Origin of the sequence: Streptomyces sp. NPDC038707 (genome assembly GCF_040636485.1) — a bacterium.
In the GTDB taxonomy this organism is placed as follows: Bacteria; Actinomycetota; Actinomycetes; order Streptomycetales; family Streptomycetaceae; genus Streptomyces.
The window spans coordinates 45997-69239 of sequence record NZ_JBEZUP010000019.1 but is presented as its reverse complement, the minus strand read 5'-3'; the positions used below and the strand labels follow the sequence as shown (position 1 = coordinate 69239).

Below are 23243 nucleotides of genomic sequence, written 5' to 3'. Positions count from 1 at the left end.
GTGTCAGTGACCTCCCCCGCGGTCGCCCGCCGAAACGTACGGTGGAACGGCGAACCGCGCGGAAGATTCCCGGCCCTGATCCTTACGTGCGTATGAGCCGTGTGTATCAGCTCTCAGTCTCGCAGACGAGGGACGGCGGCGCTTCGCTCCCGAGGGCGCGGGCGGCCTTGCCGGGGCGCGGCCTACCCTGAGGAGGTCACCCCGCAACCGGAGCCGAGAAGCCGGAGAAGCCGCACGTCATGAGTGCCTTGAGCGAAACGCCCTATCCCTACGACGCGCCCGTCTCGCAGGCGCTCTTCGATCGCGCCTCCGCCGTGACGCCGGGCGGAGTGAACTCCCCGGTGCGCGCCTTCCGCGCCGTCGGCGGTACGCCCCGCTTCATGGTGTCGGGCCGTGGGCCCTACCTCACCGACGCCGACGGGCGCGAGTACGTCGACCTGGTCTGCTCCTGGGGGCCGATGATCCTGGGGCACGCGCACCCCGAGGTCATCGCCGCCGTACAGGAGGCCGTCGCCCGCGGTACGTCCTTCGGCACGCCCGGTCAGGGCGAGGTGGAGCTGGCCGAGGAGATCGTCGCCCGGGTCGCGCCCGTGGAGCAGGTGCGGCTGGTCAGCAGCGGTACCGAGGCCACCATGTCGGCCATCCGGCTCGCCCGCGGGTTCACCCGGCGCTCGAAGGTGATCAAGTTCGCCGGGTGCTACCACGGGCACGTCGACTCGCTGCTCGCCGCCGCCGGCAGTGGCGTGGCCACGTTCGCGCTGCCCGACACGCCCGGTGTGACCGGCGCCCAGGCCGGTGACACGATCGTGCTGCCGTACAACGACCTGGAGGCGGTCCAGGAGGCCTTCCACCGGTACCCGGGCGAGATCGCCTGTGTGATCACGGAGGCCTCGCCGGGCAACATGGGCGTGGTGCCGCCGGATCCGGGGTTCAACCAGGGCCTGAAGGACGCCTGCGGCAAGAACGGCGCCCTGTTCATCTCCGACGAGGTGATGACCGGCTTCCGCACCAGCCGCGCCGGCTGGTACGGCGTGGAGGGCGTCAGGCCCGACCTGATGACCTTCGGCAAGGTCATGGGCGGCGGGTTCCCGGCCGCCGCGTTCGGCGGGCGGGCCGATGTCATGGCGCACCTCGCGCCCGCCGGTCCGGTGTACCAGGCCGGCACCCTCTCCGGTAACCCGGTCGCCACCGCCGCCGGCCTCGCCCAGCTGCGGCTGCTGGACGACGCCGCGTACGGCACGGTCGACGCCGTCTCCGAGCGGATCCGGACGCTGGTGAGCGAGGCGCTGGCCAAGGAGGGCGTCGCGCACCGGGTGCAGACCGCCTCCAACATGTTCTCGGTGTTCTTCACGGACCGGCGGGTACGGGACTACGAGGACGCCAAGCGGCAGGAGTCGTTCCGTTACACCGCGTTCTTCCACTCGATGCTGGCGAACGGCGTCTATCTGCCGCCGTCGTCCTTCGAGTCCTGGTTCGTGTCCACGGCCCACGACGAGCGGGCCGTGCAGAAGATCGCCGACGCCCTCCCGGCGGCGGCCCGGGCGGCTGCGGAGGCCACGGCGGAATGAGCTCCCCCGAGACGAACAGCGCGGACACCGCCGGGAACGGCGCCAAGGACATCACCGTCGTCCACCTGATGCGGCACGGCGAGGTCGAGAACCCGGACGGGATCCTGTACGGCCGGCTGCCCGGCTACCACCTGTCCGAGCTGGGCCGGAAGATGGCCGAGCGGGTCGCCGAGCACCTCGCGTCCCGGGACGTGACGTACGTCTGCGCCTCTCCGCTGGAGCGGGCGCAGGAGACCGCCACCCCGATCGCCAAGGCGCACGGGCTGGACCTGGCCAGTGACGAGCGGCTGATCGAGGCCGAGAACGTCTTCCAGGGCAAGACCTTCGGCGTCGGCGACGGCGCGCTCCAGCGGCCGGAGAACTGGAAGCACCTGGTCAACCCGTTCCGGCCGTCCTGGGGCGAGCCGTACATCGACCAGGTCGTGCGCATGATGGGCGCGCTGAACGCGGCCCGGGACCGGGCGCGCGGCCACGAGGCGGTGCTGGTCAGCCACCAGCTGCCGATCTGGATCGTGCGGTCGTACGTCGAGCGGCGGCGGCTGTGGCACGACCCGCGCAAGCGGCAGTGCACGCTGGCCTCCCTGACGTCGTTCACCTACCACGGCGACAGGATCGTGTCCGTGGGCTACAGCGAGCCCGCCATCGATCTCGTCCCGGTCCATCTGCGGGCCGGCGCCAAGCCCCAGAAGGGCAAGGGGACGGCCCAGGGGAAGGCCTTCGGGGCCTGAGAAGGCCGGCCGGCCCCCGCACGCGGTCACTGAGCGTCCGTTTGGTGTGGCTTAGCGCACTGATGCGAACGTTGTAGCGAAAAGCGTAAGTAATATCGGAACCTCCCCGATCTTCCTGCCCTCTGACTGGGTGACCAGCAGGCAGTGACGATCGGGGTTTTCCATGCGCACCACCTCCCGCACCCTTTCCCGGCGGGGAGTACTCGGCCTCGGCGCGGGCGCGGCCGCCGCCGTGTCGCTCGCCGGGTGCGGCGGCTCCACGTCGTCGGACGACGCTGGGCATCCGGGCGGTTCCCGGACCCAGGGGAGCAGGGGGGAGGCGCGTCCGGCGCGGCCCATCGGCGACGGCTCGACCTCCTTCACCGGTCGCCAGCCGCACCAGCCGGCCAAGCCGGAGCCGCTGGAGCCGGGGCAGACCCCGCCGCAGTTCGTGGTCTTCTCCTGGGACGGCGCCGGCGAGGTCGGCAACGGCCTCTTCCCGCGCTTCCTGGACCTCGCCAAGGAGCACGGCGCGTCCATGACCTTCTTCCTGTCGGGGCTGTATCTGCTGCCCGAGTCGAAGAAGCGGCTGTACGAGCCCCCGAACAACCCGCGCGGCGCCTCCGACATCGGCTACCTCACGGACGAGCACATCAAGGCCACGCTCACCAATGTGCGCCGGGCCTGGCTGGAGGGGCACGAGATCGGCACCCACTTCAACGGGCACTTCTGCGCGGGCGGCGGCACGGTAGCGCACTGGACCCCGCAGCAGTGGGGCAGCGAGATCCGGCAGGCCAAGGCGTTCGTGAAGGAGTGGCGGACCAACACCGGCTGGACCGGTCTGCCGTCGCTGCCGTTCGACTACGACAAGGAACTGGTCGGCGGCCGCACGCCCTGCCTGCTCGGCCAGGACAACCTGCTGCCCACCGCCAAGGAGCTGGGCTGGCGCTACGACGCCTCCTCGCCGGGCGGCCGCCAGGTCTGGCCGGTCAAGCGCCAGGGACTGTGGGACCTGCCCCTTCAGCAGATACCTTTCCCCGGACATTCGTTCGAGGTCCTGTCCATGGACTACAACATGCTCGCCAACCAGTCGGTCAACTCGACCAAGGCCCCCGCGTACAACTACCCGGGCTGGCGCAAGCAGTCCGCGCAGGCGTACATCCAGGGATTCAAGCGGGCATACGAGACGAACCGGGCGCCGTTCTTCATCGGCAACCACTTCGAACAGTGGAACGGCGGCATCTACATGGACGCCGTCGAGGAGGCCTTCAGGCACATCGCGCGCGAGAAGGAGAAAGGGGCCGACGTCCGGCTGGTCTCCTTCCGGCAGTTCGTGGACTGGATCGACGTGCAGAAGCCCGAGGTGCTCGCCAGGCTGCGCACGCTCGGGGTCGGGCAGCGGCCCGCCGGCGGCTGGAAGGAGTTCCTGCGCAAGAGCGGGGGAGCCGCCTCCGACGCGGCCTGATGTCCGGAATGCCCCGTGTAAATACGCCCTGAAATGCGGTTTTCCGCCCGGCAGGGGGGTGCGCGAAATCCCCGGAACGGTCATGCGAAACTTTTCACATGAGTACCCGTAGCCGCGCCGTCCTGCTCACCGCCGCGGCCGCCGCAGCGGCCCTGGCCCTGTCCGCGTGTGGCAAGGGCGGTATCTCCGGTGGCGGTGGCGACACCCACTTCGTCACCGGCAACAACGGCATCGACACCGTCGCGGCCGGCAAGCGCGCCACGGCTCCGGACCTGTCCGGCAAGACCATCGACGGCAAGACCCTGGACGTCGCCGACTACAAGGGCAAGGTCGTCGTCATCAACGTCTGGGGCTCGTGGTGCGGGCCGTGCCGCAACGAGGCCAAGTACTTCGCCAAGGTCTCCGAGGAGTACGCGGACAAGGGCGTGCAGTTCGTCGGCATCAACACCCGCGACACCAGCACCACCCCGGCCGTGAACTTCGAGAAGGAGCACGGCGTCGAGTACCCGAGCCTGTACGACCCCACGGGCAAGCTGATGCTGCGCTTCGAGAAGGGCACGCTCAACCCGCAGATCGTCCCCTCCACGCTCGTCATCGACCGGCACGGCAAGGTCGCCGCGCGGGCCCTGGAGGCGCTCGACGACACCGGCCTGGTGGAGATGATCAAGCCGGTCCTCGCGGAGAAGTGACGTGAGCGCACTGCTGACGCTGGCCGCGGAGGCCGGCGGCCGGAACCAGACGGTCCTGCACGGCGCCCTGCTGGTCGCCCTGCCGATCGCCCTGTTCGCCGGTCTCGTGTCGTTCTTCTCGCCCTGCGTGCTGCCGCTGGTCCCCGGCTACCTCTCCTATGTGACCGGCGTCGCGGGCACCGACCTGGCCGAGGCCAGACGGGGCCGGATGGTGGCCGGCGCCTCCCTGTTCGTGCTCGGCTTCAGTGCCGTGTTCGTCTCCAGCGGGGCCCTGTTCGGCTACTTCGGCGCCAACCTGATCAGCTACCAGAGCACCCTGTCCAAGGTGCTCGGCGCGCTCATGATCGTCATGGGCGTGTTCTTCATGGGCCTGACGCCCTGGTTCGCCCTGCGCGAGTTCCGCTTCCACAAGCGGCCGGCGGGCGGACTGGCCGGGGCGCCGGTCCTCGGCGCCCTCTTCGGCGTCGGCTGGACGCCCTGCATGGGCCCGACGCTGTCCTCGGTGAACTTCCTCTCACTGAACGAGTCGAGCGCGGCCCGGGGCTCCCTGCTGATGGTCGTCTACTGCCTCGGCCTCGGCGTCCCGTTCGTCGTCACCGCGATCGCCTTCCGCAAGGCGCTCGGTGCCTTCGCCTGGGTCAAGCGCCACTATGTCTGGGTGACGCGCATCGGCGGCTCGATGATGATCGTGACCGGTGTGCTGCTGCTGACCGGTGCCTGGGCCGGACTGGTGCAGCAGATGCAGACCTGGACCAACGGCTTCAATGTGGGGATCTGACCGATGAGCAAGACCGACACCGACACCGGCCGGGACCGGGAGGAGCTGGGCGCGGCCGGCTCCCGGCTGTCCACCGCCCCGCAGGAGGAGGCGGTGAGCCTGCCGGGCCTCGGTGTCATCGGCTGGGCCCGCTGGTTCTGGCGGCAGCTGACCTCCATGCGGGTCGCGCTGCTGCTGCTCCTGCTGCTCTCGCTGGGCGCGATCCCCGGCTCGCTGATCCCGCAGACCGGCGCGGACGCCACCAAGGTCGAGGACTTCCGCGCCGCGCACAGGACGCTGGCGCCGGTCTACGACAAGCTCGGCCTGTTCCACGTCTACAGCTCGGTGTGGTTCTCCGCGATCTACATCCTGCTGTTCGTCTCCCTCATCGGCTGCATCATCCCCCGCACCTGGCAGTTCGTCGGCCAGCTGCGCGGCCGGCCGCCCGGCGCCCCCAAGCGGCTGGACCGGCTGCCCGCCTACACCGCCTGGACCACCGCCGAGGATCCCGAGAAGGTCCGCGAGGCCGCCCTCGCCCTGCTGAAGAGGCGCCGCTTCCGCGCCCACGCCGTCGGTGACGCCGTCGCCGCCGAGAAGGGCTATCTGCGCGAGCTGGGCAACCTGGTCTTCCACATCGCCCTGATCGTGCTGCTGATCGCCTTCGCCTCCGGCCAGCTGTTCAAGTCGGACGGCACCAAGCTGATGGTGGAGGGCGACGGCTTCTCCAACGCGCTGCCGATGTACGACGACTTCAAGTCCGGCAGCCTCTTCGAGCCCGACGACCTGGTCCCGTTCAGCTTCGACCTGGAGGACTTCAAGGGGACCTACGAGCTGACCGGCCCCAACAAGGGCACTCCCCGCACCTTCCAGGCCAGGATCCGCTACAGCAAGGGCGCCTACGGCAAGGAGACCGGGACCACCGTCAAGGTCAACGAGCCGCTGGAGATCGACGGCTCCAAGGTCTACCTGGTCAGCCACGGCTACGCGCCCGTGATCACCGTCCGGGACGGCAAGGGCAAGGTGGTCTACCGCGACGCCGTGCCGCTGCTGCCGCTCGACGGCAACGTCACGTCCCAGGGCGTCGTCAAGGTCATGGACGGCTACCGCGACGCCAAGGGCAAGAAGGAGCAGCTCGGCATCAAGGCCTTCTTCCTGCCGACCTACGGCGGGGCCGGCATGGAGATCGCCTCGGCCTTCCCCGCGCTGCTGAACCCGGTGCTGAACCTGGAGCCGTACCACGGCGACCTGGGCGTCGACTCGGGCCTGCCGCAGAGCGTGTACCAGCTCGACAAGACCCACATGAAGGACTTCAAGGACGCCAAGGGCGCGCAGCTGAGGGTCAACCTCAAGCCCGGCGAGTCCATGAAGCTGCCGAACGGCGCCGGTACCGTGACCTTCGAGAAGGACGTCAAGGAGTGGGCCGGCTTCGAGATCGTGCAGGAGCCGGGCGGCGGCTGGGCGCTCGGCGGCGCCCTCGCCGCGATCCTCGGTCTGGCCGGGTCCCTGTTCATCCAGCGCCGCCGCGTGTGGGTGCGGGCGGTGCGCGGCGACGACGGCGTCACGGTGGTCGAGATGGCCGGGCTCGGCCGCAGCGAGTCGGCGAAGGTGCCCGAGGAGCTGGGCCTGATCGCCGGTGACCTCTACGAGCGGGCGCCGGGCGCACCGGAACCCGACGACGACCACTCCGCACCCACATCCGACCGCCACGTCGTACCTGCCGAAGGGGCTGAGAAGTGACTCTCGCCGCCGCGACCAACGAACATCTCGCGAGCGTCAGCAACACGCTGATCTACTCGTCGATGGCCGTCTACACCCTGGCCTTCTTCGCCTACATCGCCGAGTGGCTGTTCGGCAGCCGCAGCAAGGTCGCCCGGACGGCCGCCGCGCTCACCGCCGACAGCGCGCGGACGGCCGGCGGCCCCGCCGTCACCGTCCGCAAGGGCGGCGGCACCGCGGTGCTGGAGCGGCCCAAGGTCGTCGTCCGCTCCACCTCCGGCTCGCGGGACGTGCCGGACGGGCCCGGCGCGCACGGCGGCGACGAGCAGGGCGACCTGTACGGCCGGATCGCCATCTCCCTCACCGTGCTCGCCTTCCTCGTGGAGCTGGGCGGCGTCGTCGCCCGCGCGGCCTCCGTGGAGCGGGCGCCGTGGGGCAACATGTACGAGTTCAACATCACCTTCTCCACGGTGGCCGTCGGCGTGTACCTGGCGCTGCTGGCGCTGAAGAAGAACGTGCGCTGGCTCGGGCTGTTCCTCACCACCACGGTCCTGCTCGACCTGGGTCTCGCGGTCACCGTGCTGTACACGGCCAGCGACCAGCTGGTGCCGGCCCTGCACTCGTACTGGCTGTACATCCACGTCTCCACCGCGATCTTCTGCGGCGCGGTGTTCTACGTCGGCGCGGTCGCCACGATCCTGTACCTCTTCAAGGACTCGTACGAGAACAAGCTGCAGAACGGTGGCACGCCGGGTGCCTTCGCCCGCTCGGTCCTGGAGCGGCTGCCCGCCTCCGCGTCCCTGGACAAGTTCGCCTACCGGATCAACGCGGCGGTCTTCCCGCTGTGGACGTTCACGATCATCGCGGGCGCGATCTGGGCGGGCGACGCCTGGGGCCGGTACTGGAACTGGGACCCGAAGGAGACCTGGTCCTTCATCACTTGGATCGCCTACGCCTGCTACCTGCACGCGCGGGCCACGGCCGGCTGGAAGGGCCGCAAGGCCGCCTACCTGGCGCTGATCGCGTTCGGCTGCTGGCTGTTCAACTACTACGGCGTCAACATCTTCGTCACCGGCAAGCACTCCTACGCGGGCGTGTGAGCCGGAAGCCCCTCCCCTCAGGCGTGCGTGGACCCGGGGCCGGGGGCAGGCTGGAGTCATGAGCGGTTCCATCGCACAGGGTTCCAGTCAGACCCACGGGAACACGCACATCCTGCACTTCGTCGTGCGGCTCCCGCGGCGCATGGAGGAGGTCTGGCCGGCCCTGTCCACGCCCGGGGGACTGGCCGCCTGGTGGACCCCCGCCGAGGTGCTCGAACCCCGGCTCGGCGGCGCGGTCGCCCTGGCCGGGCTGGGCAGCGGCCAGGTCACCGCCTGGGACGTGGACCGGGTCGCGGAGTACACCGTCGGGGACGGGAGCCGGATCCGGTTCCACCTGGAGCGGGACGGGGAGGCGGGCAGCGCGCTCCGCCTCACGCACGAGTTCCAGGGCGAGGAGGAGTCGGAACAGCGCTGGCGGGATCGACTGGAACGGCTGATCGAACTCCTGGGGCGGGACCGGTCCCGCCCCGGCGTGGGTCCCCGGTGAGCTAGGACACCGCGGACAGGCTGCCGTCGGCCACCGAGGCGATCCGGTCCCGCAGCCGTTCCACGTACAGCCGCATGTTCTTCGCGGCGATGTCCGTGTCCGGGTACCGGCTCGCCAGCCACAGCCCCTCGGGCAGCCGGTTGACCCACACGCACACCTGGTCGCCGTACGACACCCGCAGCAGCCCGTACGCCTTCCGTTCGGCCCACCGCCCCGCGCCCGGCAGGCCGCGGGTGTCGACGTAGGACACGATCGAGTACAGGTCGGGGGAGGCCGGCCGGAAGTCCGCGCCGAGCAGGCGCAGCACCCGGGCCAGCGGCATCCGGGCCAGCGACCGGTTGGCCCGCAGCTCCGCCCGTACCGCCCGCAGGGCCTCCGGGAAGCCGCGGGTGCGGCCCACGGGCACCTCGATGGGGGCGGCGCCCACGTACCAGCCCACCGACTCGCTCCAGCGGGACGTGACCCGGGTGTGGAAGGGCACCACGGTCCGGTACACCTGCTGTCCGCCGAGTTCGTGCACGATCAGCCCGGTCGCGGCCAGCAGCCCGGTCATGCTGCCGCCGTAGGGCCGGCAGTACTCCTCGAACGCGGCGGCCGTGTCCGCGTCGGCCAGCGGCTCGGCCAGCATCCGCTGGCGGGGCAGCGGATCGCCCGGCACCAGGCCGAGGTCGACCGGGAAACCCGGCAGCCTGCCGTCGCAGCGGCGGATGAACTCACGCCAGCGCTCCACGATCGCGTGCCGGCCGTCGACGCCGTCGGCGTGCGACCGCTCGATCTCGCAGAAGTCGACGTAACTGGCGGCCGTCGGCCCCGCGCCGGACCCGGCCGCGGCCCCCGTGTACAGCTCGTGGATCTCGGCGGGCATCCGCTGCACCGAGTAGGCGTCGACATTGCTGTGGTCGAAGGCCAGGTACACGCTCGCGCCGTCGTCCCGGACCACCGCCGCGTAGACGAGATTCGGCCAGCGCAGCGCGTCCGCGACCGTGTCGAAGCGGTCCTGGAGGTGCCGGACGAGCCGGCCGGCGTCGGGGAAGTGGCCCGCCTCCGTCCGGTGCAGGGACACGTCGGCCGCGTCCAGGGTGAACCGGCGCAGTTCGTCACCGGCCCAGCGGAAGCCGCTGCGCAGCGTCTCGTGCCGTACGGTCCAGGCGTGCAGGGCCCGCTCCAGCGCGTCCAGGTCGACCGGGCCGGGCAGGTCGAAGGCGGTGCCGACCCAGGTCGGCACGAACAGCCCGTCCTCCCGCAGCGACCGGGCCGTCCTGATGTGCGACTCCTGGATGTAGGCGGGCGGCCGGGAGTCCTCGGGGAGTGCCGTCGCCGCCGCGACGGTGGCCGGGCTCAGCGTCCACTCGACGAGCCGTCCCGGCCGTACCTCGCAGCGCTGGATGTCAGTGATTCGCACGCGTCTCCCATCGAAGAAGGGGCCCCCTGGATGCGGGCCCCCTCCAAGGCAATGCCGTGGGGCGTGCCCGGGACATGCCCGTTTGGCCCATTTCAACGGAACGGGTGTCGGGCCGAACGCGGAAGTGATTAACGGTCGGTGACCCCCGGGCCCGGGCCGACGGCGGTCCCACCGCCCACCTCGAAGCGGGACCCCGGCGCCCGGGAGGTCGTCCCTCAGTACCCGGTCGCCGTCTTCCGCCGAGCCCGCCCGTGCCGGATCAGGGGGGTGGGCACCGGGACAAAGCGGTCCGTCGGCGATACTGGGGCACATGGCTTACGACGATCTTCGCTCCCTGCTCCGGGCGCTGGAGCGCGAGGGCGACCTCAAGCGCATCAAGGCCGAGGTCGACCCGTATCTGGAGGTCGGGGAGATCGTCGACCGGGTGCAGAAGTCCGGCGGCCCGGCGCTGCTCTTCGAGAACGTGCGCGGCTCGGACCTGCCCCTCGCCATGAACGTGTACGGCACCGACCGCCGCCTGCTGAAGGCGCTGGGCCTGAAGTCGTACGACGAGATCTCCGACAAGATCGGCGGCCTGCTGCGGCCCGAGCTGCCGCACGGCTTCGTCGGCGTGCGCGAGGCCTTCGGGAAGCTGGGCGCGATGGCCCACGTCCCGCCGCGCAAGGTCAAGGAGGCGCCCGTGCAGGAGGTCGTCCTGCACGGTGACGACGTCGACCTGGACCGGCTCCCGGCGCTGTTCACCTGGCCCGAGGACGGCGGCTCCTTCTTCAACCTCGGCCTGACCCACACCAAGGACCCCGCAAGCGGCGTCCGCAACCTGGGCCTGTACCGCCTCCAGCGCCACGACAAGCGCACGATCGGCATGCACTGGCAGATCCACAAGGACAGCCGCAACCACTACCAGGTGGCCGCGCGCCGGGGCGAGCGTCTCCCGGTGGCCATCGCCTTCGGCTGCCCGCCCGCCGTGACCTACGCCTCCACGGCCCCCCTGCCCGGCGACATCGACGAGTACCTCTTCGCCGGCTTCCTCGCGGGCAAGCGGATCGAGATGACCGACTGCAAGACGGTCCCGCTCCAGGTGCCGGCCCACGCCGAGGTGGTCCTGGAGGGCTGGCTGGAGCCCGGCGAGATGCTGCCCGAGGGTCCCTTCGGCGACCACACCGGCTTCTACACCCCGCAGGAGCCGTTCCCCGCCCTGAAGATCGACTGCGTGACGATGCGCCGGCGCCCGCTGCTCCAGTCGATCGTCGTCGGCCGCCCCCCGACGGAGGACGGCCCCCTCGGCCGTGCCACGGAACGTTTCTTCCTGCCCCTGCTGAAGATCATCATTCCGGACATCGTGGACTACCACCTGCCCGAGGCCGGCGGCTTCCACAACTGCGCGATCGTCTCGATCGACAAGAAGTACCCCAAGCACGCGCAGAAGGTGATGCACGCCGTCTGGGGGGCGCACATGATGTCCCTCACCAAGCTGATCGTGGTCGTGGACGCCGACTGCGACGTCCACGACCTGCACGAGGTCGCCTGGCGGGCCCTCGGCAACACCGACTACGCCCGTGACCTCACGGTCGTCGAAGGCCCCGTCGACCACCTCGACCACGCCTCCTACCAGCAGTTCTGGGGCGGCAAGGCGGGCATCGACGCCACGCGGAAGTGGCCGGAGGAGGGCTACACCCGCGACGGCGGGTGGCCGGAGATGGTCCTGTCGGACCCGGATACGGCCGAACGAGTGACCCGGCGCTGGAAGGAGTACGGACTGTGAAAGGCACCGACATGATGGTGCGGGGCAGCGCGGAGACGGGGTCTCCCCGCCGCCGCGGGGATGATCCGGAGTACGGACTGTGACGTCAGCCTCCGCCGCCATCGCCCAGCCGGGCCGGACCAAGGCGTTCCTGCGCCTGGTGATGATCGAGCACTCGGTCTTCGCGCTCCCCTTCGCCTACATCGCCTCGCTCACGGCGATGTACGAGTGGGACGAGAACATCCACTGGGGCCGGCTGCTCCTGGTCACCGTCTGCATGGTGGGCCTGCGCACGTTCGCGATGGCGGTCAACCGGATCATCGACCGCGAGATCGACGCCCGCAACCCGCGCACGGCGCACCGGGAACTGGTGACGGGCGCGATGTCGGTCCGGCACGCCTGGACGGGCGCGCTGATCGCCCTCGTGGTCTTCCTGGGCGCGGCGGCCCTGCTCAACCCGCTGTGCCTGGCCCTCGCGCCGGTGGCGGTGGTGCCGATGGTGGTCTACCCCTACGGCAAGCGGTTCACCAACTTCCCGCAGGCCATCCTGGGTTTCGCCCAGGCCATGGGTCCGGTCGGCGGCTGGCTGGCGATCAGCGGGGAGTGGTCGGGGAACGCGGTGATCCTCGGCCTGGCCGTCGGCATCTGGATCGGCGGGTTCGACCTGATCTACGCCTGCCAGGACGTGGAGACGGACCGCGAGATCGGCGTGAAGTCGGTTCCGGCCCGCTTCGGCATCCCGGCGGCGATCTGGGGCGCCCGCGCCTGCCACACCGTCACCACGGCCCTGTTCGTCTGGTACGCCCTCGCCACCGGCGCGGGCGCGTTCTTCTGGCTGGGCCTGGTGATCGTCGCGGCGGCCTTCGGCTACGAGCACACCATCGTCCGTCCGCATGACCTGACCCGCCTGAACAGGGCGTTCTTCAGTGTCAACGGTTTCATCGGCATCGCGCTTTTCGTGTGCGCCCTGCTGGACCTCCTGGTGCGCGGGCTCACCGTCTAGCCCGTTCCCGCCCCGCGCGGGCCCTTCGGCCGGGTGGCCGGAGGCCCCACCGGTCCTGAGCCCCTGTGCGCGCGCCGGTACGCTCAAGGTGTGAACGCAGGAGAATCGCAGCGCGTGCCTTGGATCGTGGGGGTGTCCGGAGCTTCCGGGACGCCGTACGCCGCGGCCGTGCTGCGGGCGCTGCTGGCGGCCGGGGAAGCGGTGGACCTGGTGGTGAGCCGGGCCTCGCGGCTGACGCTGCTGGACGAGACGGGGCTGCCCTTCCGCGACGCCCACTGGCAGGACGACCTCGGGGAGTGGCTGGCCCGCGGCGCGGACGGCAAGCCCGGCACCTTCGACGTGGACGTCAGCGGAGTCCGCCACTGGAGCGCGGGCGACCTCGCGGCCGGCCCGTCCTCCGGCTCGTATCCGGCCCGCGGAATGATCGTCGTGCCCGCCTCCACCGCCTGTGTGGCCGGTGTGGCGCTCGGCCTGTCGAAGGACCTCCTCCAGCGCGCGGCGAGCGTCACGCTCAAGGAGCGCCGCCCGCTGGTGGTGTCCGTACGGGAGGCCCCGCTGAACGGCCAGACGCTGCGCCACCTCGTCACCCTGGACGACGCCGGTGCCACGGTCGTCCCGGCCTCGCCCGCCTTCTACGCGGGCGCCACCCACATCCAGGACCTGGTGGACTTCGTGGCCGGCCGGGTGCTGGACGCGGCGGGTGTCGCCCATGACCTGTACCGGCGCTGGCGGGGAGAACTGGGCGGCGGCGGCCCGGCGGACGGCCCGCGGGGCGATTAGCAGTACGTACGTACCTCTCATCACTTCAGGAACTTTCACCGGAAGGCTTCGATCGCATGGACGCGGTGGACAGGCAGCTCATCCAGGCCCTGAGGGAGAACGGCCGGGCCTCGTACGCGGAGCTGGGGCGCCTGGTCGGCCTGTCGGGCCCCAGCGTCACCGACCGCATCAACCGGCTGGAGGCGGCGGGTGTCATCACCGGCTACCGCGCCACGGTGGACGCGGCCTCCCTCGGTCTCGGCGTCACCGCCCTGATCGGCATCTCCCTCTCCGACGCGGCCGACCACGAGGACGTCGCCCAGCGGCTGCGGGACCTGCCGGAGATCGAGGACTGCTGGTTCATCGCGGGCGACGACTCGTACATGCTCAAGGTCCGGGCGTCGGACGTCGACGGCCTGGAGCGGACCATCCGCCGGCTCAGCGGCACCAAGGGCGTCTCCCGGACCCGTACCACGATCGTGCTGTCCACGAAGTGGGAGAACCGGGTCGGGGAACTGCCCGAAGAGGTCTAGGGATACCGTTGGTCGGGCTGTCGTAGAAAGGTGTTGCCATGGACGTCGGGCTCAAGCGCGAGCTGGAGGAGAAGGTCCGCTCCGGTGAGCGGCTGACCCGCGAGGACGGCATCGCGCTGTACGCGTCGGACGACCTGGCCTGGCTCGGCGGCCTCGCGCACGAGGTGCGGACCCGCAAGAACGGCGACGTGGTCCACTTCAACGTCAACCGTCATCTCAACATGACGAACGTGTGCACCGCGTCCTGCGCCTACTGCTCGTTCCAGCGCAAGCCGGGCGAGAAGGACGCGTACACGATGCGCATCGAGGAGGCCGTCAAGCTCGCCAAGGCGATGGAGTCGGAGAACCTCACCGAGCTGCACATCGTCAACGGTCTGCACCCGAACCTGCCGTGGCGCTACTACCCGCGCTCGCTGCGGGAGCTGAAGAAGGCGCTGCCGAACGTCTCGCTGAAGGCGTTCACCGCGACCGAGATCCACCACTTCGAGACGATCAGCGGGATGTCCGCCTCGGAGATCCTGGACGAGCTGATCGACGCGGGCCTGGAGTCGCTGACCGGCGGCGGCGCGGAGATCTTCGACTGGGAGGTCCGTCAGCACATCGTGGACCACCGCACCCACTGGGAGGACTGGTCCCGGATCCACCGGCTGGCGCACGAGAAGGGTCTGAAGACCCCGTGCACCATGCTGTACGGCCACATCGAGGAGCCCAGGCACCGCGTCGACCACGTCCTGCGGCTGCGGGAGCTCCAGGACGAGACGAACGGCTTCCAGGTCTTCATCCCGCTGCGCTACCAGCACGACTTCGTGGACATGAAGGACGGCAAGGTGCGCAACACGCTCCAGGCGCGCACCAGGATGGCGACCGGTGCGGAGGCACTGAAGACGTTCGCGGTCTCCCGGCTGCTCTTCGACAACGTCCCGCACGTGAAGGTCTTCTGGGTGATGCACGGTGTGCAGACCGCCCAGCTGGCCCTGCAGCACGGCGCGGACGACATGGACGGCTCGGTCGTCGAGTACAAGATCACCCACGACGCGGACAACTACGGCACGCCGAACAAGCTGACCCGGGAGGACCTCCTGGAGCTGATCCGCGACGCCGGCTTCCGCCCCGTGGAACGCAACACCCGCTACGAGATCATCCGGGAGTACGAGGGCCCGGACCCGTCCCGCCGCGACGAGCCCCAGCCGATGCGGGTCTGACCGCCTGGCCGGCCTGAGAGCGAGGGTCCGGCCAGGTCACTCCGTCAGGGGCAGGCACTCGGCGAGCAGGCCGACGACGTCCCGCCAGGCCCGCTGCGCGTGCCGAGGGTGGAAGCCGACCCCGGGAAGCACGGTGTGGTCGACCGGTGGGTGATGGAAGGCGTGCAGGGCGCCGCCGTAGACCACGAGGCGCCAGTCGACGCCGGCGGCCTGCATCTCGGCGGTGAACGCCTCCCGTTGGGAGGGCGGCATGATCGGGTCCTCCGACCCGACCCCGGCCCACACCGGGCAGCGAATGCGCGCCGCCTCGCCCGGTCGGCCCGTGATCAGTCCGTTGACGGTCCCGATCGCGCGCAGGCCGACGCCGTCGCGCCCGAGTTCCAGCGCGATGGCGCCCCCGGTGCCGTAGCCGACGGCGGCGATCCGGTCCGGGTCGGTCCGCGGTTCGGCGCGGAGCACGTCGAGTGCCGCGTGGCCGATGCCTCGCATCCGGTCGGGGTCGGCGAGCAGCGGCAGGCAACGGGCCAGCATCTCCTCGGGGTCGCCCAGATAGCGCCCGCCGTGGAGGTCGAAGGCCAGCGCCACGTATCCCAGTTCGGCGAGCGCGTCGGCCCGGCGGCGCTCGACGTCGCTGAGCCCCATCCCCTCGGGCCCGACCAGGACCGCGGGCCGGCGGCCGGCACCGGCCGGGAGCGCGAGATGCCCGGTCATCCTCAGACCGTCGGCCGCGTATTCGATCGTGCGCGTGGTAACCGTCGTCATGAGCATGGACTGTAGTGATCGTCGAGCCCGGCCGGACCGCTGTTCTGCCACCGGCAGAAGGCGGGCCACTGGCGCGTTCCGGACCGTCCCGTCAGCGGTTCGGCTCAGCTTGTCGTCCCTGGTCGAGCCGGCCTTCGGGAGTGGGCAGGGCACTGCTTCGACGGGGCGAGGCCGGGCCGGCCGTTCCCTTCCCGACCCCACCCGAAGGGGGCGCGGGGAACTGCGCGGCCGGCCGGGGCGCGCCCGCGGCCGGTGACGGTCTGAACACCTCCTCGCTTCTCCGCCGGAACGAGGGGTACTCGCCCGGCATGCCGGCAGCGAAGGCACCCGAGGACCAGTACGACGCGGCTCCCTTCGTCCCGGAGGGTGCCGATCTCGCCGCCCTCCGCCGAGCCGCCGCGGGCTGTCGCGGCTGCCCCCTCCACGGTCCCGCCTCCCAGACCGTCTTCGGTGCCGGCCGCACCGACGCCCGGCTGATGCTCGTAGGGGAGCAGCCCGGCGATCAGGAGGACCGCCAGGGGAAGCCCTTCGTGGGCCCCGCGGGCAAACTGCTCGGCCGGGCGCTCGAAGAGGCCGGTCTCGACCCCGCCGGGGCCTACGTGACTAACGCGGTGAAGCACTTCAAGTTCACCCGGGCCGATCCCCGCAAGCGCCGCATCCACAAGGCACCGAACCTGCGGGAGATGACGGCCTGCGGCCCCTGGCTCGCGGCGGAGCTGGCACTGGTGGACCCGGAGCTGATCGTGGTCCTCGGCGCCACGGCCGGCAAGGCCCTGCTGGGCCCGGCGTTCCGGGTCGGAGAGGTCCGCGGGACGGTGCTGGAGCGGGAGATCCACGGCCGCCCCGAGCGTCTCGTGCCGACCGTGCACCCGTCGTCGGTGCTGCGCGCCCGGGACGACGACCGCAGGGCCGCGTACCAGGGCCTGGTGGCCGATCTGGAGGTGGCGGCCCGAGCCCTCGGGTGACCCGAGGCCGACGGAAGGTAATAGATACACTCCCCATGTGCCTCTTACCTTCACTCTGGACCCCGCCGTCACCCCGGCCCTCCGCGACGGCATCCTCGACCTGTGGACGGACGTCTCGAACGCGGGCGGCTCCGTCGGCTTCGTCCCCCCGGTGACCCGTGACGGGATACGGCCCGAGCTGGTGCGCCACTTCACGCAGATGGCCGAGGGCCGCACCCGGCTGCTCGTCGGCCACGACGAGGCCGGCCGGGTGGCGGCGACCGCGTTCCTCGCCCGCAACGCCCACCGGCTGATGCCCCACTGGCTGTGGCTGTACACGGTGATGGTCCACCCCCGCCACCAGGGCCGGGGCCACGGCCGCGACCTGCTGGCCGCCGCCGAGGAGGCGGCCCGCGGCCTCGGGGGCATCGAGGCGATCCGGCTGACCTGCCGGGGCGGCCACGGTCTGGAGCGGTTCTACGCCTCCTGCGGGTACAAGGAGGTCGGCCGGGTCCCGGACGCCATCCGCGTCGCGCCCGGCGACGACCGCGACGAGATCATCATGCTGCTGCCACTGCGCTGACCTCCCGCCCGGCGCCCGCACGCCCCCCTCGCGCCACCCCCTTGCATGATCGGCCCCGGGCCGTGCTTCACTGGACGATGACCCTATTTGGAAACGGACGAGTGGATTGAGATGCTCCGCTACACGCTGATGCGCCTCGGTATCTTCGCGGGCTGCCTCGTGATCGTCTGGGGAGCCGTCTACTCGGGCATCTTCCCGCGCGGCTTCGGTGACTCCAACCTCCTGTGGGTGCTGCTGCTCTCCCTGGTCCTGTCGGCCCCCATCAGCTGGGTGGTGCTGCGCGGGGAGCGGGACCGGGCCTCGGTGCAGATCGTGCACAAGGTCGACCGGATGAAGGCCAACCTGGAGGCCAACCGCACCCAGGAGGACCTCGCCGACGACGTCGCGCGGGCGCAGGACGGGGCCACCGCGTCCAGCTAGCGCGTACCCGCTCCGCCGGACCGCTCCCGGCGGACAGGTGCTCGGCCGGGTACGGCACCCGGCCGAACTAGTCTTGCCCCATGGGTGCCGTGAAGACCAAGCGGATGCCGAGGGCGGTGCGCGAGCGGCAGATGCTCGACGCCGCCGTACGGATCTTCGGGCAGCGCGGGTACATGGCCGCGTCGATGGACGAGATCGCCGAACTCGCGGGCGTGTCCAAGCCGTTGGTCTATCTGTACCTGAACTCGAAGGAAGACCTCTTCACCGCCTGCATCCGCCGGGAGGCCGCCGCGCTCACGGCGGCCGTGCGCGCGGGAGTCCGCCCGGACCTGCCCGCCGAGCGGCAGTTGTGGAACGGCCTGCGGGCGTTCTTCGCGCACACCGCCGAGCATCCGGACGGCTGGTCGGTGCTGTATCTCCAGGCCCGCAGGAACGGTGAGCCGTTCGTGTCCGAGGCGGCGGCGATGCGCGCGGAGATCGTCGCGTTCGTGACCCGGCTGGTGGCGGTGGCGGCGCGGGAGGCGCACCGGGATCCCGGTCTGCCGGAGCGCGAGGTGGCCGGACTCGCCGAGGCGCTGGTCGGCGCGGCGGAGGCGCTCGCCGCGTGGGCCAACACCACGCCGGAGGTGACGGCCCAGCAGGCCGCGACCACCCTGATGAACTTCGCCTGGTCGGGCCTGGGCAACCTCATGGGGGGCCGGGTCTGGGCTCCGCCGCCGGAGCGGGCCTAGCGCGGCCGGCGGGCCGTCACCGAGCCCGCCACGCACAACCGCCCGTCCGCGCCGCGCAGTTCGAACCGGCCCCCGCCGTCCGCTCCGTACGTCACCGTCCCCGGCAGCGGTACCGGCGCCCGGAACCGGGCCCGTACGACGGTGGCGGCCGGGCCGCCGTGCGCGGCGAGGCAGCGGGCGAGGGTCCACATGCCGTGGGCGACGGGCCGGGGGAACCCGAAGAGGCGGGCGGTGAGCGGGTACAGGTGGATGGGGTTGCGGTCCCCGGACACGGCACCGTACCGCCGCCCCACGTCCGCGCCCAGCCGCCACTCGGCGACGGGGGGAAGCGGGGGGAGCGAGGAAAACCCCTCCCCGGCACCCGGAACCGCGACCACCCCTCCACCAGCTCCTGTCGCCCCGGCCCCGGGCCAGCCGGCTCCTGTCGCCCCGGTTCCGGGCCAGCCGTGCTCCGCCGCGCCGGCTCCGGGCCAACCGTGCTCCGCCGCGTCGGCTCCGGGCCAGCCGGCTCCTGTCGCCCCGGCTCCGGGCCAGCCGTGCTCCGCCGCGTCGGCTCCGGGCCAGCCGGTTCCTGTCGCCCCGGCTCCTGTCGCCCCGGTCTGGGGCCAGTCGGTTCCTGTCGCCCCGGCTCCTGTCGCCCCGGTCTGGGGCCAGTCGGTTCCTGTCGCCCCGGCTCCGGGCCAGCCGTTCTCCGCCGTGCCGGCTCCGGGCCAGCCGTTCTCCGCCGTGCCGGCTCCGGGCCAGCCGGTTCCTGTCGCCCCGGCTCCTGTCGCCCCGGTCTGGGGCCAGTCGGTTCCTGTCGCCCCGGCTCCGGGCCAGCCGTTCTCCGCCGCGCCGGCCCCGAGCCAGCCGGTCTCCGCCGTCCCGGCCCTCGCCCCGGCCCCCGCTCCCGCGCCCGCATTCGCCGCACCGGCTCCCGCGTCCGCGTCCGGCCGACCCGCGTCCGCGTCCGGCCGACCGGCCCCCGTCGCGGCCCGCTCGCGGGTCTCGGGGGCCCGGGTACGGGTCAGGTAGCCGCTGCGGGACGACCACACCACCTCGCCCCCCGACCGCACGGCCGTCACCACCACCGCCTCGGTTCCCCGCCGCCGCGCCGTCAGCCCCTCCACCCACACGGAGAGTTCGTACGTCCCGTCGGCCGGCAGCGCGGCGCTCCGCTCGATCTCGACGGACGTGTGGACCAGTCCGAGCAGCGGCAGCGGGAAGTCCCGGCCGCTCATCAGCCGCATGGCCAGCGGGAAGCCGAGGACGTGCGGGTAGGTGAGGGGCAGGGCGGGCTCGCCGGTGGGGAAGCCGCAGATCCGCTCGTAGGCGGCCAGCCGCGCGAGGTCGACGCGTACGCCGGGCAGAACCAGCCGGGTCGGAGGGACGGCCGCGTCCGGGGCCGGGCGTCTGAAGGGGGAGCGCAGGGCGCCCAGGGCCAGCAGCGGGCCGAGCGCGGGCGGCGCGGCGAGGGTCACGGTGTGCATCGGGTCACGCCCCAGCGGTCTCTCCGAATGGCGTACTGCGGAGTAACGTTACCGGAGGTAAGGCGGACGGGCCGACACCCCCCGAGGCTGCACATCCCCGGCGCCGGACCCGCCCGGAACCCGCACAACCCTCTCACAGCGGAGCCGTACGATCACCCTGCCTGACCAGCGGTAACCCCTTGTCCGCCGGGGCCCGTCGCCGGTGCACGCACGCCAGAGGAGTTGCCCGTGTCCACGCCGTACCCGAACGCCCCCGTCTCCTCCGGCGCCCCCGGCGCCCCCGTCCCGGCCGTCGACTACGACGGCCGGCCGGTCCTCGTGCGGCCCGACGTACGGCGGCTGGACGGCGCGGTACGGGAGGCGTCGGTACCGCCGTTCGCGCCCCCGGTCACCCACGGCTCCCTCGCCGACCTGCCGTACGAGAACGCGGAGGCGGCCCCCGGCACGGTCGTGATCGGCCGCAGGCTGCCCGGCGGCCGCTGGACGGACCTGACGGCCGCGCGGTTCGCCGCCGAGGTGCAGGCGGTGGCGAAGGGGCTGATCGCCGAGGGGCTGATGCCCGGCGACCGCATCGCGATCATGGCCCGTACGACCTACGAGTGGACCCTGCTGGACTTCGCCGCGTGGGCGGCCGGACTGGTCACCGTCCCGGTGTACCCGACCTCCTCCGTCTTCCAGACCCGCTGGATCCTGCACGACTCCGGCGCGGTCGCCCTGATCACGGAGACGGCCGCCCAGGCCGCCGCCATCGGCCCCGAGATCCCGCGCCTGCCCGACGTGCGCCATGTGTGGGTGATGGAGAAGGACCACGTGGCCCGGCTCGCCGACGCGGGCGCGGCGGTGCCGGACGGGGAGGTGGGCGTACGCCGGGGCATGCTCGGCCCCGACACGCTCGCCACGCTGATCTACACCTCCGGGACCACCGGCCGCCCCAAGGGCTGCGCGCTGTCGCACGGCAACTTCTTCGCCGAGGTGGACAACGCCATCGAACTCCTCCACCCGGTGTTCAAGGCACGGGACCACGATCCGTCGGTGCTGCTCTTCCTGCCCATGTCCCATGTCTTCGGCCGGATGGTGGCCATCGCCTGCGTCCGCGCCCGGGTCCGCCTCGGCCACGCGCCCAGCCTGGCCCCGGACGACCTCCTGCCGGACCTGGCCGCCTTCCGGCCCACCGCGCTGCTGACCATCCCCTACATGCTGGAGAAGGTCTACAACTCCGCGCGGGCCAGCGCGGAGGCGGGCGGCCGGACGGCGGTGTTCGACCGGGCGGCGGCCGTGGCCCGGCGCTACGGCGAGGCGCTGGAGGCCCGCCAGACCGGCACCGGCGCCGGCCCGAGCCGCGCCCTGAAGACCCAGCGCGCCTTCTACGACCCGCTGGTCTACCGCCGTATCCGCAACGCCATGGGAGGCCGCGTCCGGTACGCGATCTGCGGCGGCTCCCCGCTCGGCCGGCGCCTCGCCGCGTTCTACGCGGGCGCGGGCATCGAGATCTTCGAGGGCTACGGCCTCACGGAGACCACCGGCGCGTCCACGGTCACCCCGCCGCTCCAGCCCCGGCTGGGCACGGTGGGCTGGCCGCTGCCCGGCACCCGGGTGCGGATCGCGGCGGACGGCGAGATCCTCGTCGCCGGCGACCATGTGCTGCGCGGCTACTGGGACGCCCAGGCGGGCGGGGTGGTCCCCGCGACCCGCGACGGCTGGCTGCCGACCGGCGACCTCGGCGCACTGGACGACGAGGGGTACCTGACCATCACCGGCCGCAAGAAGGAACTGCTGATCACGGCGGGCGGCAAGTCGGTGGCCCCGGCCCCGCTGGAGAACTGGCTGCGCCAGCACCCGCTGATCTCCCAGGTGCTCCTGGTGGGCGACGGCCGCCCGTACGTCGGCGCGCTCATCACCCTCGACCCCGACGGCATCACCCACTGGCGCCAGATGCTCGGCAAGCACCCCGTCCCGCCGGAACTGCTGACCGACGACGAGGAGTTGAGGGAGGTCCTCCAGCGCGCGGTGGACGAGGCGAACAAGCTGGTCTCCCGCCCCGAGTCCATCCGCCGCTTCGCCGTCCTGCCGACGGACTTCACGGAGGCGGCGGGCCACCTCACCCCGTCGATGAAACTCCGCCGGGACCGCATCCTGGAGGACTTCGCGGCGCAGGCGGAAAGCCTATACGAGCGCCGGGAATAGCCCGTACCCTGCGGGAACGTCGACATCTCGGGGGAGTGCGTGAACGACACGAACGGCGCGGGCGCGCCACCGCCACCACCCTTTCCGCCGCAGCAGCCCTCGGCGTCGGGACGGTCCCTCGTCCTGCGGGTCAGCCGCCGGATCCTGTGGATCGGCACGGTGGCCTTCCCGCTGCACAACATCACCATGGTGGAGGCCTTCAGGCTCAGGACCGACTGGGGTGCCGCCCTCCTCCGCGCCCTGAAAGGGCTGCTCGGTGCCGTCGTCCTCTACGTCGTGATCAACGTGATGAGCGGCGGTGAGGCGAGCACCGGGGAGAACGGCAACCCCGCGCTCATCGTCGTCCTGATCATCGCGGTGCTGTTCGTCGCCTTCAAGCCGCTGTTCGAGCCCGCGAAGCCGGTGCTGGTCGTCCAGGTGGCCAGCGGCTCGACGGTGACCGTCACCCTGCCGAACATGGACGAACTACGGCAGATCGCCGACCGGATCGCCTACGCGATCGACAACCCGGAGGCCGAGTTCACCGCGGTCGTGCACCAGTACAACACCAACAACTACGGGCCGGTCGCCAACCTCAACGGCGGCCAGGGGAACACGGGGTTCAAGCTGTGAGCGACACGACGAACTACTACGGTCCGGTGGCCAACGTCAACGGCGGCCAGGGCAACGTCGGCTTCAACTACGGCACGGTCGGCGCCGCGGCCGGAGATCCCGAACTGCGCGCCGCCGTCGCGGAACTGACCCGCGGCCTCGCGGAGCTGCGCCGCCATCTCACCCCGGAGCAGGACCGGACCGTGGCGGAGGCCCTGCCCGCGCTGACCCCCGACCGTGCCGCCCTGCGCGAGCGCGGCCTGCTCCTCGCGCACGTCGCCCAGATCGCCGCGGCCGTCGGCGCGGTCGGCGAACCCGTCGCGAACGCGGTGGGGCGCCTGCTCGCGCTGCTGGGCCAGGGCTGACCGCTCGGTCGGCACCCGCTCCCCGCGCCTCCCGCGTCGTCCGGACTCGGCGGGGCGGGGAGCAG

General features: G+C 71.8%; 22 protein-coding genes and 2 pseudogenes. 20 read left to right on the top strand and 4 right to left on the bottom strand.

Going from position 1 to position 23243, the window contains the following annotated elements:
- The first annotated feature begins 248 nt into the window (after positions 1-248).
- The 8 genes from hemL to AB0E62_RS24705 all read left to right on the top strand — a co-directional run bounded on the left by hemL (position 249) and on the right by AB0E62_RS24705 (position 8489).
- On the top strand, positions 249-1568 hold the full coding sequence (hemL, locus tag AB0E62_RS24740) for a glutamate-1-semialdehyde 2,1-aminomutase (RefSeq protein WP_362197909.1): 1320 nt from the start codon (positions 249-251) through the stop codon (positions 1566-1568).
- The gene (locus tag AB0E62_RS24735; protein ID WP_362197733.1) at positions 1565-2296 is read left to right on the top strand and encodes a histidine phosphatase family protein; all 732 of its coding nucleotides are present in this window, start codon (positions 1565-1567) and stop codon (positions 2294-2296) included. Before hemL ends, AB0E62_RS24735 begins: the two co-directional genes overlap by 4 nt.
- 163 nt (positions 2297-2459) lie before the next feature.
- Positions 2460-3740: a hypothetical protein gene (locus AB0E62_RS24730; RefSeq protein ID WP_362197730.1), complete on the top strand. Its 1281-nt coding sequence runs from the start codon at positions 2460-2462 to the stop codon at positions 3738-3740.
- Positions 3741-3838: 98 nt separating this feature from the next.
- A complete protein-coding gene (locus AB0E62_RS24725; protein ID WP_362197727.1) occupies positions 3839-4429 on the top strand; it encodes a TlpA disulfide reductase family protein in 591 nt (196 codons plus the stop codon).
- 1 nt (position 4430) lies between these two features.
- A complete protein-coding gene (locus AB0E62_RS24720) occupies positions 4431-5207 on the top strand; it encodes a cytochrome c biogenesis protein CcdA (RefSeq protein ID WP_362197724.1) in 777 nt (258 codons plus the stop codon).
- A 3-nt stretch (positions 5208-5210) separates the two neighbouring features.
- Positions 5211-6923 (top strand): cytochrome c biogenesis protein ResB, encoded by a 1713-nt coding sequence (locus tag AB0E62_RS24715; protein WP_362197721.1) that lies wholly within the window; start codon positions 5211-5213, stop codon positions 6921-6923.
- Positions 6920-8002 carry a c-type cytochrome biogenesis protein CcsB gene (ccsB, locus tag AB0E62_RS24710; RefSeq protein WP_362197718.1) on the top strand — a complete coding sequence of 361 codons (1083 nt, stop codon included), beginning with the start codon at positions 6920-6922 and terminating at the stop codon, positions 8000-8002. The genes AB0E62_RS24715 and ccsB overlap by 4 nt, the downstream gene beginning before the upstream one ends.
- 58 nt (positions 8003-8060) lie before the next feature.
- Complete coding sequence (locus AB0E62_RS24705) at positions 8061-8489, top strand: SRPBCC domain-containing protein (protein ID WP_362197715.1); 429 nt, start codon at positions 8061-8063, stop codon at positions 8487-8489.
- A 1-nt stretch (position 8490) separates the two neighbouring features.
- Here AB0E62_RS24705 and AB0E62_RS24700 read toward each other — a convergent pair whose 3' ends face one another.
- Complete coding sequence (locus AB0E62_RS24700) at positions 8491-9891, bottom strand: condensation domain-containing protein (RefSeq protein WP_362197712.1); 1401 nt, start codon at positions 9889-9891, stop codon at positions 8491-8493.
- Between the two features lie 310 nt (positions 9892-10201).
- Between AB0E62_RS24700 and AB0E62_RS24695 the strand changes: the two genes are divergently transcribed.
- The 5 genes from AB0E62_RS24695 to mqnE all read left to right on the top strand — a co-directional run bounded on the left by AB0E62_RS24695 (position 10202) and on the right by mqnE (position 15129).
- Positions 10202-11653, top strand: coding sequence for a menaquinone biosynthesis decarboxylase (locus AB0E62_RS24695; RefSeq protein ID WP_362197709.1), 1452 nt, complete (start codon positions 10202-10204; stop codon positions 11651-11653).
- A 79-nt stretch (positions 11654-11732) separates the two neighbouring features.
- Positions 11733-12635: a menaquinone biosynthesis prenyltransferase MqnP gene (mqnP, locus tag AB0E62_RS24690; RefSeq protein ID WP_362197706.1), complete on the top strand. Its 903-nt coding sequence runs from the start codon at positions 11733-11735 to the stop codon at positions 12633-12635.
- 114 nt (positions 12636-12749) lie between these two features.
- Positions 12750-13415, top strand: a complete 666-nt coding sequence (locus AB0E62_RS24685; protein ID WP_362197703.1) for a UbiX family flavin prenyltransferase — start codon at positions 12750-12752, stop codon at positions 13413-13415.
- A gap of 56 nt (positions 13416-13471) precedes the next feature.
- Complete coding sequence (locus AB0E62_RS24680) at positions 13472-13927, top strand: Lrp/AsnC family transcriptional regulator (RefSeq protein WP_362197700.1); 456 nt, start codon at positions 13472-13474, stop codon at positions 13925-13927.
- A 38-nt stretch (positions 13928-13965) separates the two neighbouring features.
- Complete coding sequence (mqnE, locus tag AB0E62_RS24675; RefSeq protein WP_362197697.1) at positions 13966-15129, top strand: aminofutalosine synthase MqnE; 1164 nt, start codon at positions 13966-13968, stop codon at positions 15127-15129.
- Between the two features lie 36 nt (positions 15130-15165).
- Here the strand turns inward: mqnE and AB0E62_RS24670 are convergent, their stop codons facing one another.
- Complete coding sequence (locus AB0E62_RS24670; protein ID WP_362197694.1) at positions 15166-15891, bottom strand: dienelactone hydrolase family protein; 726 nt, start codon at positions 15889-15891, stop codon at positions 15166-15168.
- 308 nt (positions 15892-16199) lie between these two features.
- Here AB0E62_RS24670 and AB0E62_RS24665 point away from each other — a divergent pair, with 308 nt between their 5' ends.
- From AB0E62_RS24665 to AB0E62_RS24650, 4 genes are all read left to right on the top strand, one after another.
- A complete protein-coding gene (locus AB0E62_RS24665) occupies positions 16200-16856 on the top strand; it encodes a UdgX family uracil-DNA binding protein (RefSeq protein ID WP_362197691.1) in 657 nt (218 codons plus the stop codon).
- A gap of 37 nt (positions 16857-16893) precedes the next feature.
- Entirely contained in the window at positions 16894-17418 is a 525-nt protein-coding gene (locus AB0E62_RS24660) for a GNAT family N-acetyltransferase (RefSeq protein WP_362197688.1), read from the top strand.
- Positions 17419-17529: 111 nt separating this feature from the next.
- Positions 17530-17838 carry a DUF4229 domain-containing protein gene (locus AB0E62_RS24655; protein WP_362197906.1) on the top strand — a complete coding sequence of 103 codons (309 nt, stop codon included), beginning with the start codon at positions 17530-17532 and terminating at the stop codon, positions 17836-17838.
- Between the two features lie 80 nt (positions 17839-17918).
- Positions 17919-18569, top strand: a complete 651-nt coding sequence (locus AB0E62_RS24650) for a TetR/AcrR family transcriptional regulator (RefSeq protein ID WP_362197685.1) — start codon at positions 17919-17921, stop codon at positions 18567-18569.
- Here the strand turns inward: AB0E62_RS24650 and AB0E62_RS24645 are convergent.
- Positions 18566-18901, bottom strand: a pseudogene (locus AB0E62_RS24645) (MaoC/PaaZ C-terminal domain-containing protein); the annotation flags it as partial. The gene AB0E62_RS24650 and the pseudogene AB0E62_RS24645 overlap by 4 nt on opposite strands.
- 663 nt (positions 18902-19564) lie before the next feature.
- Positions 19565-20038, bottom strand: a pseudogene (locus AB0E62_RS24640) (hypothetical protein); the annotation flags it as partial.
- Positions 20039-20356: 318 nt separating this feature from the next.
- Here AB0E62_RS24640 and AB0E62_RS24635 point away from each other — a divergent pair.
- Genes AB0E62_RS24635 through AB0E62_RS24625 form a run of 3 tightly spaced genes read left to right on the top strand, consistent with a single transcriptional unit; the run spans position 20357 to position 23178 of the window.
- Entirely contained in the window at positions 20357-22222 is a 1866-nt protein-coding gene (locus tag AB0E62_RS24635) for an AMP-dependent synthetase/ligase (protein ID WP_362197903.1), read from the top strand.
- 39 nt (positions 22223-22261) lie between these two features.
- A complete protein-coding gene (locus AB0E62_RS24630; RefSeq protein ID WP_362197682.1) occupies positions 22262-22834 on the top strand; it encodes a DUF6232 family protein in 573 nt (190 codons plus the stop codon).
- Positions 22831-23178 carry a hypothetical protein gene (locus AB0E62_RS24625; protein WP_362197679.1) on the top strand — a complete coding sequence of 116 codons (348 nt, stop codon included), beginning with the start codon at positions 22831-22833 and terminating at the stop codon, positions 23176-23178. Before AB0E62_RS24630 ends, AB0E62_RS24625 begins: the two co-directional genes overlap by 4 nt.
- Positions 23179-23243 lie beyond the last annotated feature (65 nt).